Annotated in this window: 13 protein-coding genes and 1 pseudogene; 11 read left to right on the plus strand and 3 right to left on the minus strand. The window is 64.2% G+C overall.

The window, feature by feature from the left end:
* Positions 1-74 precede the first annotated feature (74 nt).
* The 4 genes from AC4ELH_RS13125 to purU are packed head-to-tail and all read left to right on the plus strand — an operon-like array spanning position 75 to position 4013.
* Entirely contained in the window at positions 75-1154 is a 1080-nt protein-coding gene (locus AC4ELH_RS13125; RefSeq protein WP_264010437.1) for a flavin reductase, read from the plus strand.
* Positions 1151-2221, plus strand: a complete 1071-nt coding sequence (locus AC4ELH_RS13130; RefSeq protein ID WP_055119118.1) for a maleylacetate reductase — start codon at positions 1151-1153, stop codon at positions 2219-2221. The genes AC4ELH_RS13125 and AC4ELH_RS13130 overlap by 4 nt, the downstream gene beginning before the upstream one ends.
* Entirely contained in the window at positions 2214-3116 is a 903-nt protein-coding gene (locus AC4ELH_RS13135) for a dioxygenase family protein (RefSeq protein WP_088305573.1), read from the plus strand. Before AC4ELH_RS13130 ends, AC4ELH_RS13135 begins: the two co-directional genes overlap by 8 nt.
* A 24-nt stretch (positions 3117-3140) precedes the next feature.
* Positions 3141-4013, plus strand: a complete 873-nt coding sequence (gene purU, locus AC4ELH_RS13140) for a formyltetrahydrofolate deformylase (protein WP_055119114.1) — start codon at positions 3141-3143, stop codon at positions 4011-4013.
* Positions 4014-4032: 19 nt separating this feature from the next.
* Here the strand turns inward: purU and AC4ELH_RS13145 are convergent, their stop codons facing one another.
* Positions 4033-6294 carry an ATP-binding protein gene (locus AC4ELH_RS13145; RefSeq protein ID WP_055119113.1) on the minus strand — a complete coding sequence of 754 codons (2262 nt, stop codon included), beginning with the start codon at positions 6292-6294 and terminating at the stop codon, positions 4033-4035.
* Positions 6295-6502: 208 nt separating this feature from the next.
* On the opposite strand from AC4ELH_RS13145, the gene AC4ELH_RS13150 reads away from it, so the two are divergent.
* The 7 genes and pseudogenes from AC4ELH_RS13150 to AC4ELH_RS13180 form a co-directional block, all read left to right on the plus strand.
* A complete protein-coding gene (locus AC4ELH_RS13150; RefSeq protein ID WP_161494423.1) occupies positions 6503-7612 on the plus strand; it encodes an alcohol dehydrogenase catalytic domain-containing protein in 1110 nt (369 codons plus the stop codon).
* A gap of 168 nt (positions 7613-7780) precedes the next feature.
* Positions 7781-8542 carry an SDR family NAD(P)-dependent oxidoreductase gene (locus AC4ELH_RS13155; RefSeq protein WP_055119110.1) on the plus strand — a complete coding sequence of 254 codons (762 nt, stop codon included), beginning with the start codon at positions 7781-7783 and terminating at the stop codon, positions 8540-8542.
* A gap of 59 nt (positions 8543-8601) precedes the next feature.
* The gene (locus AC4ELH_RS13160) at positions 8602-9957 is read left to right on the plus strand and encodes an aminomethyltransferase family protein (RefSeq protein ID WP_133062586.1); all 1356 of its coding nucleotides are present in this window, start codon (positions 8602-8604) and stop codon (positions 9955-9957) included.
* Positions 9958-10029: 72 nt separating this feature from the next.
* Positions 10030-10923: a bifunctional methylenetetrahydrofolate dehydrogenase/methenyltetrahydrofolate cyclohydrolase gene (locus AC4ELH_RS13165; protein WP_498885042.1), complete on the plus strand. Its 894-nt coding sequence runs from the start codon at positions 10030-10032 to the stop codon at positions 10921-10923.
* Entirely contained in the window at positions 10920-11675 is a 756-nt protein-coding gene (locus AC4ELH_RS13170) for a 3-oxoacid CoA-transferase subunit A (RefSeq protein WP_055119103.1), read from the plus strand. The genes AC4ELH_RS13165 and AC4ELH_RS13170 overlap by 4 nt, the downstream gene beginning before the upstream one ends.
* A complete protein-coding gene (locus AC4ELH_RS13175) occupies positions 11672-12307 on the plus strand; it encodes a 3-oxoacid CoA-transferase subunit B (RefSeq protein ID WP_055119101.1) in 636 nt (211 codons plus the stop codon). The genes AC4ELH_RS13170 and AC4ELH_RS13175 overlap by 4 nt, the downstream gene beginning before the upstream one ends.
* Before the next feature lie 145 nt (positions 12308-12452).
* Positions 12453-12731 (plus strand): annotated as a pseudogene (locus AC4ELH_RS13180) (thiamine pyrophosphate-dependent enzyme); the annotation flags it as partial.
* Here AC4ELH_RS13180 and AC4ELH_RS13185 read toward each other — a convergent pair.
* Positions 12728-13204, minus strand: coding sequence for a winged helix-turn-helix transcriptional regulator (locus tag AC4ELH_RS13185; protein ID WP_029372799.1), 477 nt, complete (start codon positions 13202-13204; stop codon positions 12728-12730). The pseudogene AC4ELH_RS13180 and the gene AC4ELH_RS13185 overlap by 4 nt on opposite strands.
* Positions 13201-14199, minus strand: a complete 999-nt coding sequence (locus tag AC4ELH_RS13190) for an alpha/beta hydrolase (protein WP_029372800.1) — start codon at positions 14197-14199, stop codon at positions 13201-13203. The genes AC4ELH_RS13185 and AC4ELH_RS13190 overlap by 4 nt, the downstream gene beginning before the upstream one ends.
* Positions 14200-14347 lie beyond the last annotated feature (148 nt).

Below are 14347 nucleotides of genomic sequence, written 5' to 3' on the forward strand. Positions count from 1 at the left end.
TGACGCCCGCTGAGTCCGTGTCCGCACCGAGTGAACTGACGAAACCGGTTGCGCCACATGAGTTCGTGACGGCGATGAATTGTTTCACCTCGGGGGTGGCCGTCGTGACTTCCCGTGATGACGGGCAGCCGGTCGGGGCCACCGTCGCGGCCATTGCCCCGATCGCTTCTGACCCTGCCACGGTCATGGTGTCGCTGTCGTCGACGTCCCGCACCGCGCTGGCCATCTTGCGTACCCGCACGTTCGCGATCAACATTCTCGATGAGGACGCTGCAGCGGTCGCTGGTCGATTCGCCACCCGCGATGCAGACAGGTTCGCGGGACTCAAGTTCGCTGACGATGTCCTTGGAAACCCGGTCCTGGCGGGCCGCGTCGCGGCACTCAGCTGCCGCATCGTGGACGCGATCCCCGCCGGATCACATTGGGAGTTTCGCGCCAGCGTGGTTGGTGTAGACACCGTCGACGGTAACCCCTTGGCCTACTACCGCGGCAACTTCGCACACCTTCGGACCGAAGCCGACCGTTCGGTTCTCGACACGGTTCGCGCACGGGTCCTCGCGCTCCGCACCGACTCGGCGCACGTACTTGACCCGGACGAACTCGCACGCGATCTCGGCGCATCACGTGGCACGATCCTGCGTGCCCTGTCAGCACTGAAATCGGAAGGACTCACCGAACGGGTCGACGGGGTGCACAGCGTGGCCGCCGTTCCAGACGAGGTGGTCGACGACGCTTATCAAGCGAAACTTGTGATCGAACTCGGCGTGGCCGCCCAGATCATCGGCCGCATCACCGACAACGACGTCGCAACATTGCGTGCCCTTCTGCAGCCGATCCGTCGTGCAGGTCCTGGCGGCTCGGCGGAGAGCATCCCGGACCTAGTCAGCGCTTTGCATGACTGCGCAGAGGTATTCGTCGGGCTTGCGGGGTCCGAGTCACTGCTGCGAGCGTACCGTTCACTTGGGTTGCCGGGCATCGACCGCCGAACGATCACCGCGGCGATCTTCGCCAACATCTCCCCAACGGGTGGCTTTGAAGAGGTGGTCGAGGGACTCGAACGCCGCGACCTCACCGCCGTCATCACCGCCCTGCGTTCGCAGCGGCGCTCCCCCGCCTTCGTGCGTGACGCAACAGCTGAAAGAGCGTTGAGATGACGAAGCTTGCCTTCAGCTACCGTGCGCTGCCCGTCCAGGTCTACTTCGGACGTGAGTCCGCCGCTGACAACGTTCGCCGTGCCGTCGACGACCACCATGCTCGCCGCATCCTGGTCGTCGCCTCGTCGTCACAGACCGCCAATGTCGAGCGTCTGACCGCGCAATTCGGTGACCGCGTAGCTGGTCGATTCGCCGGAGTCGTCGAGCACGTTCCGGCGGCTACAGCCACTGAAGCGGTCGAGGCCGCGACGTATGCACACGCCGACCTCGTCCTCTCCATCGGAGGCGGATCGAGCACGGGTACGGCCAAGGTCATTGCCCTGGAAACGGGTCTTCCTATCGTGGCTGTGCCGACGACGCTCGCTGGATCGGAGATGACTGACACCTGGGGTATCACGACAGATGGACGCAAACAGACCGGACGGCATCCGGCAGTGCTTCCGCGCGCGGTGGTCTACGACCCGGTGCTTCTAACCTCACTTCCGCCGGCCTTGGCAGTCACATCGGCGTTCAACGCCATGGCCCACTGCATCGAGGCCTATTGGGGCACCGCGGCAAACCCGGTCAGTTCGGTACTGGCGAGTGAGGGCGTACGGCACCTCGCCGATGGCCTCCGCGCTCTTCAAAGAGGCGAGCAGGATGCGCTCGACGAACTCCAGTACGGCAGCTTCCTTGCTGGGCTGGTGTTCGCACAGGCGGGCTCGGGTCTCCACCACAAGATCTGCCACGCGCTCGGTGGTGAGTTCGACCTTCCCCACGCGGCGACCCACACAGTCATCCTGCCGGAGGTTCTGCGATTCACCGCACCGAGCGTTCCGCAAGCTGCTGCAGCGATCGCTGAGGCGCTCGGAGCCGTCGATGCGGTGGACGGTCTTGATGCGCTGATCGTTCAGACCAAGGCACCGCGCAGCCTGTGCGACGTCGGCCTGAATCCAGACCAGATCACCACCGCCGTCGAGGCCATAGCCGGGCGCCTCCCGATCGACCACCCGCGGCCAGTCACACGCGCCGGCCTGATGCAGATTCTCGCGGCCGCCTCCGAGCGAAGGGACCCCATGGATGAGTGACAACGCTGAGGTGTCCCCGGTGAATGTGTCGAGGGAGACCGAACTGACCGAGAGGGTGGTCGCCAGCTTCGCAAACAGCCCGAACACTCGTCTCAGAGTGGTCATGTCCTCGCTCGTGCGACACCTACACGGCTTCATCCGCGAAATTCGCCTAAGCCAGACCGAATGGGACACCGCGATCGCTTTCCTGACGCGCACCGGTCACATCACCGATGAGCACCGGCAGGAATTTATCCTCCTGTCCGACGTGCTGGGTGCCTCAATGATGACGGTCGCCGTCAACTCGCCCCCTCACTCGGAGGCAACCGAGTCGACCGTGTTCGGACCGTTCTTCGTTGACGACGCTCCGACGATCATGAACGGTGACGACATCGGGCAGGGGATGGTCGGACGACCCTGCCACGTGCGCGGCACGGTGCGTTCGACCAATGGCGATCTCATTGCAGGCGCTCGCGTCGAAGTGTGGGCCGCCGACGACGACGGCTTCTACGACGTGCAGTACGAGGGTGCCCGGCTCGCCGGCCGCGCCCGGCTACACACCGACCTGGCCGGACATTTCGACTACTGGACAGTGCAACCCGCTGCCTACCCGATCCCGCACGACGGCCCGGTCGGACAGCTTCTCGCGGCGGCTGGACGCTCACCCATGCGCCCGGCTCACATCCACTTCATGGTGAGCGCACCCGGCTACCACACGCTGATCACCCACATATTCGTAGAGGGTGACGAATGGCTCGGTCACGACACCGTATTCGGCGTCAAAGAGTCCCTGATCGTCCCCTTCACCGTTCACGAGCCGGGTACGGGTCCCCGCGGGAAGCTACTGCGCGAGACCTGGAGCTCGACATCCTTCGACATCTCGCTCGCACCTGTATCCGACGACCCGGTCAACTGACCGCCGCCCGAGAAAGCACATCCCATGGCACCGACAACACGCCTGCGCGACCACGCCTGCCTCATCGTGCACGGACCTGACCAAGCCGGGCTCGTCGCTGCAGTCACGGCGCTCATCACCCGCAACAAGGGCAACATCGTCTCACTCGATCAGTACTCATCAGACCCGGAAGGCGGCGACTTCTTCCAGCGGGTGGTATTCCATCGCAGCGATCTGCAAGCAGCGATCGCGGACATCGAATCCGACCTGGCGACCAGCCTCGAACCCTACGGGATGAAGTGGCTGCTGACCGACCAGTCAAGGCCAAAGCGCATGGCAGTTCTCGCATCGAGGTCCGATCACTGCCTGCTCGACCTGCTGTGGCGTCACCGGCGCGGCGAGCTGCCGGTGACGGTTCCGATGGTGATCTCCAATCACACGGATGTGGCCAGCGATGTTCGCTCCTTCGGCATCCCCTTTTTCCATGTGCCCTCACAAGGGCCGGACAAGTCAGAAGCCGAGGCAAGGATCATGGAGCTGGTCGCGGGCAACGTCGACTTCATCGTGCTTGCGCGATACATGCAGATCATCAGCGAGGATTTTCTCGATACGGTCGGCGTGCCGGTGATCAACATCCATCACTCGTTCCTGCCGGCCTTCATCGGCGCTGCGCCGTATCGGAAGGCGCACGAACGCGGCGTTAAGCTCATCGGTGCAACCAGCCACTACGTCACCAAGGATCTCGACGAAGGCCCGATCATCGAACAGGACGTGACGCGTGTGGACCACGCGATGACCGTCGCGGACCTGCAGGCGCGAGGGGCCTACGTTGAGCGAGCCGTCCTGTCCCGGGCCGTGCAGTGGCACGCCGAGGATCGAGTCATCCGGCACGGTAATCACACGATCGTGTTCGCGTGAGCGGACAACGCCGCGAACCTCACCCTTTCCGTCCGGCGACGCTATCGACATTCTTAGTCACCCACACCGCGATCTGACTGCGCGACCGGAACCCGAGCTTGGCCAATATGCGCTGCACGTGTCCTTCGACCGTGCGCCGTGAGAGCACGAGCCGTGCCGCGATGGCAGGATTGCCCAGGCCTTCAGCGATGAGCACGGCGATCTCGGTCTCCCGCGCGCTGAGAGCATCGCAGGCATCGGTGCGATCCGGCATGGATGACATTGGGGCGTCCCTCGCAGTGAGTCGGGTTAACACCTCGCCGAGTTGGCGGCCGTCAGGCAGCGCAGCGGGGTGCGATAGCCATCCGCTGTTACCACTGAACCCTGTCAGGGCATCCGGCCGTAACGGCGTTGCTTGCGGGACGAACTCATTGAGGCTGGTGAGGTCAGCGCCCTGGCTGGCCTCAGTGCGGATGGAGGCGAGCAGCTGCACACAGAGGCCAAGCCCGACGCGATCACCGAATCGCGCCATCACATCGAGCGCTGCTCGCACCCGCTCGCCGGCCGCGGTGCTGTCACAGTCGCGGTCCTCGATGATCGCCAGGAGGCACCACAGGTAGGCACGCCCCCACACGTCGCCAATTCGGTCGCAGTAGGCCACCCCGTCGGTCACCGTCTGCAGCGCTGCGTCCTGCTTGTTCAAGACGATTTGACAGGCGGCAAGATGCCAGTATTTTTCGCCGACATGGTCGCGCACCTCCGCCTCTAGGACGGCATCCAGGGCTGCTGACAGTTTCGGTTCTGCCTCCTCGACGCGGCCATCGGCGACGTCGACCAGCGCCGCGACGAATACGCCGAAGAGCTCGTCCGCGTACTCGGCGATCCCGGGTTCGAACTCGGCGTCGATTGCCTTGAGTCGTGCGCGGGCACCGTCAAGGTCGCCTTCGTGGTACGCGATGTAGGCGTCGGTCTGTATCGCGCGCAGGGTGACCACGTCCTTCAGATCGACGAGGGACAACGCGCTGTGCAACCAGTCCCGAGCGCGCGGCCATGGGTCCACCGGATGCAGCTGCCAGTAGTAGCGCAACGCGCTGATGATCTCGAGGGCTTCGTGGGCGGAGCCCTGCTCCGCGGCCATGGCGCCGAGCATTCGGGTGATGTCCGCGGCATGACGATTGAGAAATTGGACCGCTGACAGCTGTTCGCCGGAGAACCAGACCGCCGCGCAGTGTCGAAGCCGCGCGATCAACACCTGGCGAATGTGCTGCTCCTCATGGCTTCGTTCCTCGCTCGGCCAGACCTCGATCAACCTCGCGCGGTAGTGCAGCGGGACGCGCAGGCGACGTTCCCCGTCGACATTCTCAGACCGAACGAGTGAGGCGCCCACGAGTTCGGCGACCGGAAGGGCCAGCGTCGCCAAGCTCCCGGCCGAGAACAGTTCTGCGGCGAAACGCACGTCGCAGCCCGACTCGAGCAGGGACAGTCGCTGCATGAGCGCCCGAGCGTCGGGCGACACCCGAGCAATCGCTGCATCCAACACCACGGCGGAGGCCTGTGCACTGGACCCGTAGGGCAGAAACGAGTCCAGAACAGTCGGCCGCTCGGTGACCGCCACGGCTGCTTCGTGCAGTCCCAGGACGGTCACTGCGCGTGCGGCTGCCTCGATGAAACGGGGCAGCCCATCGGTCGACCGGCACACAGCCAGGAAATCCTCGATCGCCGCGTCAGTCACGGTGAAATCCGGATCGGCATCCAGAACCCTCTGGACAAGAAGGTCTTCAGTTTCGGTGCTGCCCGGGGCCCCGGCGGTCTGTGCCAGCGGGCTCGCCGCCGGAACGGCGAGTGGAGGAAGGGGGTAGGGCATCTCGCCGCGGATGCCCGTCCGTTCACACGACGTGACAACGATGTGCGTCTCGGTGGTGCGCTCCAGGAGCTGCTCGATGACGGTCGCGGTGGCCTGGGGGTTCTCGATACCGTCGAGGATGAGTAGGAACGGCTTATCACCCAGCGACCGTGCGATGTCCCCGGCCGTCGCACCTCTGGCCCCTACGGTCTCGGCGATCAATTCGATGAGATCGCGCGGTGTGGCGCACTTGGCAGCCACGCGTGCCGTCGACTCGCCGTAAGACCGCCGGAGAATTTCGGCGAGGCGCGCGGCCGTTCGTGACTTTCCCACTCCGGCCTGGCCGGTGATGGTCACCAGCCTACGCGTTGCCACGAGGGTCCGCAGTTCGCCCAATTCTGCTGCACGACCGACAAATTCGGTCAGTTGGCTGACGGGCAGCCCCCGATGAGTGCTCATGTAAATCCTTGCCCGGCGCTCGCCGTTGATGCGCCTATTCGTCCAGGTCACATTAGGCCAGAGCGTCGAACTCGTCCCTAGGGTGCAATCACCTGATGTCGTACGCGATGCTCGGCGAATCCATCGTCTTTTGCATTCTGCGACCCGACCATGGGTCCACAGGCGGACGCATGGCAAGGAGGCCAGCGTCAGGAGACGAAGGTGTCGGATGAGAGCAGCTGTTGCACGTGGAAGCGGAGCGCCGATCGAGATCGAGGAAGTTGAACTCGATCCGCCGCATTGGGGCGAAGTAGTAGTTCGGGTCGAGGTCACCGCTGTATGCCGGACCGACCAATTGTTCATGGACGACCCTGTGAGCCCGGACCGGCGGCTTATACCCGGACACAGCGCGTGCGGGATCGTGGAGCAAGTGGGACCAGGGGTCACAAAGACTCAGGTCGGTGACCGAGTCGTTGTGGCGGGCACCATGGAATGTGGCAAGTGCTATCCATGCCAGCACGGTTCGCCGTCGCAATGCGAACGGCTCTGGATCGAAGTCCCGACGCCGCCGGTCGTCGGACGCACATCCTCAGGTGTGGCCGTGGCAGGCTTCGGTGGCGCAGGAACGTTCGCCGAGTACATGAAGTACCGCGAGCATTGTTTTGCCGTGGTCGACAGCACGTTGGACGCCAGGCAACTTGCCCTGCTGGGCTGTGGAGGTTTATCGGGCGTCGGCGCGGTATGGGAAGTCGGGCGCCTCAAGGCGGGCGACAGCGTGGCGGTGGTGGGCTGCGGACACCTCGGACTTTGGATGATCCAGGCGGCCAAAGCTGCAGGGGCATCCCGGATAATCGCGGTGGACCCGCTTCAAGAACGTCGCGCGTTCGCCACGATGGTCGGGGCCACAGACGTGGTCGCACCAGAGGACGCCGACGAAGTGGTCAAAGGCGTCACAGCTGGACGGGGTGCTGATCTCGCTCTCGAGGCGACCGGGGAGGCAGGCGGCGACGAACAGGCGTTCGCGCTGTGCCGCAACGGCGGAACCGTCGTGGCCACCAGTATGGTCGCGCCGTTGGACTCGGCCATGTCGCACTTCCCGACAAATGCTGTGTCGATGTTCGGCCGGGTCATCGTGGGTTCTCAGAGCGGCGGTGGATTCCTCAACCGCGACGTACAGCGCGTCGCGAGTGCGATCGAAGCCGGCTTGCTCGATGTCGACATCATGCTCTCCCGCGCATACACATTGGACGAAGCGGGCGAAGCAATGAGGGCGGCAGTGAACCGTGAGCTGATCACCGGTGTCATCGACATGCGCGGCGCCGACGGGGTGACCCCATGAACACTCGCGCGGGCCAAGTACGTGCGTTATCGGGTGTGTTCACGCTGTCCTGCGCCGCAGTGCCGCAGCACCCTCGACGGGCACGCATCGGAGCGCGCCGGCCGCACATCGTCACGGTGACAGCAACCCGGACGTGCTCACCGAACACGACCCAGGGATCGGGACAACATGGCCATTGACAGCCTCGAAGGGCGCACCGCGATCGTCACGGGAGGTGCCCGCGGTATCGGCGCAGCACATTGCCGTGCGCTTGCGCGGTGCGGCGCTAACGTCGTGATCGCAGACATACTCGAAGATGAAGGTGAGGCCCTGGCGGCCGCCATCGGTGAGCAAGCGCGGTTCGCCTGGTTGGACGTGACTGACCGGTCGCAGTGGTCAGAGTGCGTTGAGGGCGCGGTCGCATTCGGCGGCACCCTCGACATCCTGGTCAACAACGCGGGTATCAACCTGCCGGTTGCGATCGAGGAGATGGCGCCGGCGACCTGGGACCGCGTCCTCAGTGTGAATCTGACCGGTCACTTCAACGGAATCCAGGCTGTGGTGCCCGCAATGCGGCACGCAGGTGGCGGATCGATCGTGAATACGGCGTCAATCACCGCTGTGGTCCCACCCAGCCTTCTCGCCCCCTATGTCGCGTCGAAGATGGCGATCCTCGGTCTGACCCGAGTCGCCGCTCTCGAACTTGGGCGGCACGGCATCCGGGTGAACGCGTTGCAGCCGGGTTACACCGACACAGCCATGATGACCGGCGGTGATGAGGCTGGCATTACGGCATCCATGCCGATACGTCGTTACGGGCGCCCCGAAGAGGTTGCAGACATGATGATCTACCTCGTCTCGCGTGCTACCTACACCACCGGCAGCGTCCTGCCCGTCGACGGCGGCGCGGTCGCCGGCGTCGGCTACGCGGTCGCCGACGCGGCCGACTGAACCACACCAATACCCGCACAGGCTTGTGGGCCTGCGCACGACCAGAAACGGACAATGACGTGACCGCTCAAGAAACTATCGCTGAGGGTGCATTCACTCTGGCTCCAGGGCTAGGCGGAATCCCGCTCGAGTTCCTCGGCTACGAGCAGGAGGCCCTAGCCTCCAAGCAGACCGCATGCCTAGGCACCGGACTCAACGGAATGTCGCCGGTATACGACATAGCCGGGCCTGATGCGCTGGAATTCCTGCGATCGGTATGCATCAACTCCTTCAAGAACTTCCACGTCGGCCAGATCCGCCACGCCGTGCTCTGTAATCACAAGGGTCAGGTCCTGACCGAAGGCGTCGCCGCGCGGATCGACGACGACGTGTATCGCACGTACTGGCTCGCCCCTGTTCTGGCATACCGACTGATCAACTCGGGGATGGACGTGACCGGCGTCGACCAATCCTTCAACGAATTCTTCCTCCAGCTGGCGGGTCCGCGATCGCTTGAAGTGCTCGAGGCGGCGGCCGGAGAGGATCTACACGACATCGGCTTCGGCAGGCACCGCATGTCCCGCATCGCCGATGTCCCCGTGCGCATCCTGCGCCTTGGCATGGCAGGAGGTCTGGGATACGAGGTGCACGGCGCGACTGCCGATACCGAGACGGTTTACCGGGCAATTTGGGACGCAGGGCAGCGGTTCGGTCTTGTCAAGCAGGGACAGACCGCGTATCTCATGCAGCACACCGAAGCTGGCTTTCCGAATATCAACTTGCACTACCCGCTGCCCTGGTACGAGGAGCCCGATATGGCCGCGTACTTCGACACCCAACCGACGCAGAACTTCTACAACAAGTTTCGCCACCTGTTCGGCAGCGTCGGTCCCGATATCGAGGCACGGTTCGTGACTCCGTACCAGATTGGGCTCGGCAAGATGGTCGACTTCGGCCACGACTTCATCGGCAAAGAGGCGCTGCAGCGCGAAGCCGAAGAAGATCGCTGGGCGACGGTCACATTGGTATGGAACGAGCAGGACATCGCCGATGTCGTGGCCTCGAAATTCCGCGGCCGTGGCGTCGAACCCTACGACCGGATCGACGACCGGCCCTACGACATCTACTTCAATCTGGGCGGCCCGGGCTTTGGATACCACGCCGATTGGGTGCTCGCGGACGGCGAACAGATCGGGACGTCAACGGGGCGCATCAACAGCGTCTATTACCGGCGCATGATCTCGCTTGGGTTCATCGACAAGCGGCACGCAGCCGAGGGCTCCGAGCTGACTGTGTTGTGGGGTCGTCCCGGCACGCCGCAGAAGCGGATCCGGGTAACGGTGGGCCGTTACCCCTACTTCGATCTCGTCAACAACCGCGCCGTCGACGTCGAGCAGATCCCACGTCCTGCCCTAGGCGCGGCCATTGGCGGGTGACATCGCCGGCCTGCGACGGCTTCGTATCGCGGACCGAGTCCAACAGGAACTATTCGAAGGGATGTATACCGCATCGTGGCGGAACATTTGGACGGCATCGCGACAGCCGCGACCATCAAGTGCGAGTTGCGGCAACGCGTCGAACGATTGCAGGCAGACGGTCGCGCCCCCGGGCTCGGCACCCTGCTAGTCGGACAGGACCCGGGGTCTGTCTCCTACGTGACCGGTAAACACCGAGACTGTGCGGAGGTCGGCATCGCCTCCATCCGCAAGGAATTGCCGGCTGAGGCGTCAGGCGCCGATATAGCACGGGCGGTCGCAGAGTTGAACTCCGATGACGACGTGACTGGATACATCACGCAGCTTCCGCTCCCCGCCGGTATCGACGAGAACGCAGTGCTGGAGTCGATCGACCCCGGCAAAGATGCCGACGGTCTACACCCCGCCAATCTCGGCCGGTTGGTGCTCACGACAGGGGGACGCCTGTTGTCCCCGCTGCCGTGCACACCGGCCGGAATCGTTGAACTGCTGCTGCGCCACAACGTGCCGATCGGCGGACGACGGGTCACCGTGATCGGACGCGGTGTCACCGTCGGGCGGCCGCTCGGACTGTTGCTCACGCGCAGAGGCCTCGATGCCACGGTGACGCTCACCCACTCGCGCACCGTCGATCTGCCGGGCGAGATTCGGCGCGCGGACATCGTGGTCGCCGCGCTCGGTGCGCCTCACTTCGTCAAACCGGAATGGGTGAAGCCGGGAGCAGCAGTACTCGATGTCGGTGTCACACGCGTAGGCACCACTACCTCAGGAAAGGCCAAGCTCGCTGGCGACGTCCATCCGGACGTCGAAAGCGTCGCCGGCTGGCTGTCGCCGAACCCCGGCGGTGTGGGTCCGATGACACGGGCCATGCTCCTGTCCAACATCGTGACGTTGGCAGAACAGTCGGTCACACGGGGTGACGCGTGATCAACAAGACAGTTCCGACCGCCCACGATGCGGTCGCCGACGTCGCCGACGGTGCGACGGTAATGATCGGCGGATTCGGTCGCGCCGGACAGCCCATCGAATTGATCGACGCACTCATCGCGCACGGCGCCCGGGACCTGACCGTCGTGTCGAACAACGCGGGCAACGGCAATACCGGGCTCGCGGCGCTACTCGCCGAAGGCCGAGTGCGCAAAATGATCTGCTCATTCCCACGTCAGCACGACTCGTGGGTGTTCGACGGACTCTACCGTGCGGGTCGGATACAACTGGAACTCGTCCCACAGGGAAACCTCGCCGAACGGATTCGTGCCGCCGGGGCAGGAATCGGCGCGTTCTTCTCTCCAACAGGTGTGGGCACGCAACTGGCCGAGGGCCGCGAAACGCGTACGATCGCCGGCCGTGACTATGTGCTCGAGTACCCGATAACCGCGGATGTCGCCCTGATCTCCGCTCGCCTGGCAGACCGGTGGGGCAATCTCGTCTTCCGCGCGACCGCACGCAACTTCGGACCGATCATGGCGACCGCCGCGACAACGACAGTCGCGCAGGTTGACCAGATCGTGCCACTCGGAGCGATCGATCCCGAAGTCGTTGTCACACCAGGAGTTTTCGTAGATAGGGTCGTCGCGATCGGCGAACGTCCATGGCTCGTCGACGGAATGTTCGTTGGCGGCGTGGATGTCGACGGGCGACCGCTCGCAGACCGCGCGGAGGGCGGGGCCTACACATGAGCACCCGCATATCCCGCCATGACCTCGCCCAGCGAATCGCAGCCGACATACCGGAGGGGGCGGTCGTCAATCTCGGGATCGGCGCGCCGACTGCGGTGGCGAACTATCTGCCGGAGGACCTGGAAATCATCCTGCATACGGAGAACGGAATGCTGGGTATGGGTGCAGCACCTGATCGAGCGCAGGTCGACCCCGACCTGATCAACGCAGGCAAGCAGCCAGTCACCGCCGTCGCCGGTGCCGCCTACTTCCACCACGGAGACTCGTTTGCGATGATGCGTGGCGGACACCTCGACGTGTGCGTGCTCGGAGCATTCCAAGTGTCGCAATTTGGCGACCTCGCGAACTGGTCCACCGGGGAGCCCGGAGCCATCCCGGCGGTCGGCGGTGCGATGGACCTCGCGATCGGCGCAAAGTCCGTCTACGTCATGACCGACCTGCTGACCAAGAACGGGAAGTCCAAGCTCGTCGCAGAGTGCACATATCCGCTCACGGGTGTCAGGTGTGTCGACCGCGTCTACACCGACCACGCGATCTTCGACGTCACACGCACCGGTTTTGCGGTGCGCGAGACTTTCGGCGACAACACGGTGGCGACTCTGTCGGCTCTTACTGGACTCGACTTTCGGTGATGATGGTCGGCCGACCATAACCTTTAGCAAGGCTAGGCATTCTCGCGGCTTTTCTGTTTTACTGTTGCATTACGAAATGTCGAATTCGACATCATTCGACATTTCGTAGTGCAATTCGACACGGAGAATTGCAACGGACAACACACCGAACTTCGCCGACGTCGCGGAGGCCCTGGGTATGTTCGGCCGCCGCGTCGAGCGCCCCGGTGACCTGGACGCCGCACTGGCCGAGGCATTCGCCCACGAGGGCCCAGCCGTCATTGACGTGGTGACCGAGCGCCAGGAGTTGTCCGTTCCGCCGTCGATCACGCTAGAGCAGGCAAAAGGCTTCTCGTTGTACGCGATCCGTACCGTGCTGGCTGGCCGGGGCGAAGAGCTTCTCGACTTGTTCACCGCGAACGTGGCCAGGCGAATCCTCGACTAGCCGCGCGCACAGGCGATGTCGTCGGCAGCACGCGACGGTGCGCTGTGGAGATGCGGCTGCAACATCGCAGAAGGCGACTCCGTGGACGTACTGGGCGAGCGAATCGGTGCCAGGCGGAGCTCGGGGGTATCGACGTTGAGGACGAACCAGCGCTGAATGCTGGCCAATCGTTCAGCGAGACTGACACCGAGTTCGGTGAGTTCGTACTCCACGCGCGGAGGGACCTCCGCATACACCGTCCGGTGAACCAGCGAGACCGCCTCCAAACGTCGCAGTGTGCGCGTGAGCATCTTGGCCCCGACTCCCGGCAAAGACTGCTGCAGTTCACCAAAGCGGGCTACCCCACGGGCATAGAGCAGGTCCAACGTCAGCGCCGACCACTTGGAACCCAGCAGTTCGAACAACGTGCACCGAGCGATCGACTGAGCCGGTGGTGCGCACGGACCCAGATGCTCCTCGAAGGCCGCGGTCATGATCGGCCACGTCCCCCGGATGAGCCGCCGAGCGTATGAACGGAAACCGCGTCCTCCGGATGCAGCGCAGCACCGAGAGCACTCGACCAGTTCGTCACCGCCCTGTCGACCAGCGGAGTCCCCGAACCATAGAGATCGAACATGTGCGGTGCTCCCGGCACGAGATGCAACTCGACCGAGACCCCCGCCGAGGTGAGTCGCTGCACCCATCCCAGGACGGCATCTCGACTCGGGTCCAGTGCACCGATCATCACGTAGATCGGCGGCAGGCCGGCAAGATCGACGACACGCCCAGGGACTGCATACAACGCCTCGGCAGGATCGTCGCCGCCTAGGTAGAGCGACCACATGTCCACACAGTCGTCTCGACCGAAGAACCGCGCGTCCTCGGGGCAACTCCGACATCCTGTGTCGAGGCGATCATCTACAACGGGGTAGCCCATGAAGACATAGCAGATTTCCGGCGAGCCCAGATCCCTCGACTTCACGGCCAACCCGAAAGCCATTGCGGCCCCTGACGAGTGGCCGGCCACGGCGACCCGAGTCCGATCGATCGACAGCTCCCCAGCATGAGCGATGGCCCATTCCGTTGCCCACCAGCAGTCGTCGAATCCCGCCGGATAGGGGTGCTCCGGTGCGAGTCGGTAGTCGACGGAAACGACCACGGCATCGAGCTCACGTGCCGTACGCCGGCAATGGGCGTCCTCGGTTCCCAGGTCGCCGAGAACGAACCCGCCGCCGTGACACCACACGATTGCCGGCCGCAGCTGGTCCCCGGGGCCCTGGCGAGCGCGATAGATACGCACAGTGAGCGGTCCGCCGGTGGGTCCGGTGATGACCCGGTCCTCAACGAGTAGACCGCCACCCGGACATCGGGGTGGGTTTTCCGCCATAGACGCGCGCGTGGCCGCTATGTCGGCGAAGAGATGCAGTTCAGGCAGGTCCGCGGTGCCCGTCCGCAGATCCGGATGAAGCGATAGCGACGAATCCGACAAGGCAGCCTCCTTGATCTTTGATCAAGACCAGTATGCTCTAACGTTGATCATTGATCAACGGCACCGCGGTACGTCACACCGCTTGCGCGTGCGACTAGGCGGGAGAGACCACATGTCGACGAGGGCACCGAAGAATTTGACGGGGGCA

The sequence above is a fragment of the Mycobacterium shunyiense genome (genome assembly GCF_058270075.1).

Bases quoted from the DNA above. Each gene is read 5' to 3' on its own strand.
- AC4ELH_RS13185 (WP_029372799.1), bottom strand. From the start codon at position 13,204: ATGACCGCGGCCTTCGAGGAGCATCTGGGTCCGTGCGCACCACCGGCT.
- AC4ELH_RS13175 (WP_055119101.1), top strand. From the start codon at position 11,672: ATGAGCACCCGCATATCCCGCCATGACCTCGCCCAGCGAATCGCAGCC.
- AC4ELH_RS13125 (WP_264010437.1), top strand. From the start codon at position 75: ATGAATTGTTTCACCTCGGGGGTGGCCGTCGTGACTTCCCGTGATGAC.
- AC4ELH_RS13130 (WP_055119118.1), top strand. From the start codon at position 1,151: ATGACGAAGCTTGCCTTCAGCTACCGTGCGCTGCCCGTCCAGGTCTAC.
- purU (WP_055119114.1), top strand. From the start codon at position 3,141: ATGGCACCGACAACACGCCTGCGCGACCACGCCTGCCTCATCGTGCAC.
- AC4ELH_RS13145 (WP_055119113.1), bottom strand. From the start codon at position 6,294: ATGAGCACTCATCGGGGGCTGCCCGTCAGCCAACTGACCGAATTTGTC.
- AC4ELH_RS13135 (WP_088305573.1), top strand. From the start codon at position 2,214: ATGAGTGACAACGCTGAGGTGTCCCCGGTGAATGTGTCGAGGGAGACC.
- AC4ELH_RS13150 (WP_161494423.1), top strand. From the start codon at position 6,503: ATGAGAGCAGCTGTTGCACGTGGAAGCGGAGCGCCGATCGAGATCGAG.
- AC4ELH_RS13155 (WP_055119110.1), top strand. From the start codon at position 7,781: ATGGCCATTGACAGCCTCGAAGGGCGCACCGCGATCGTCACGGGAGGT.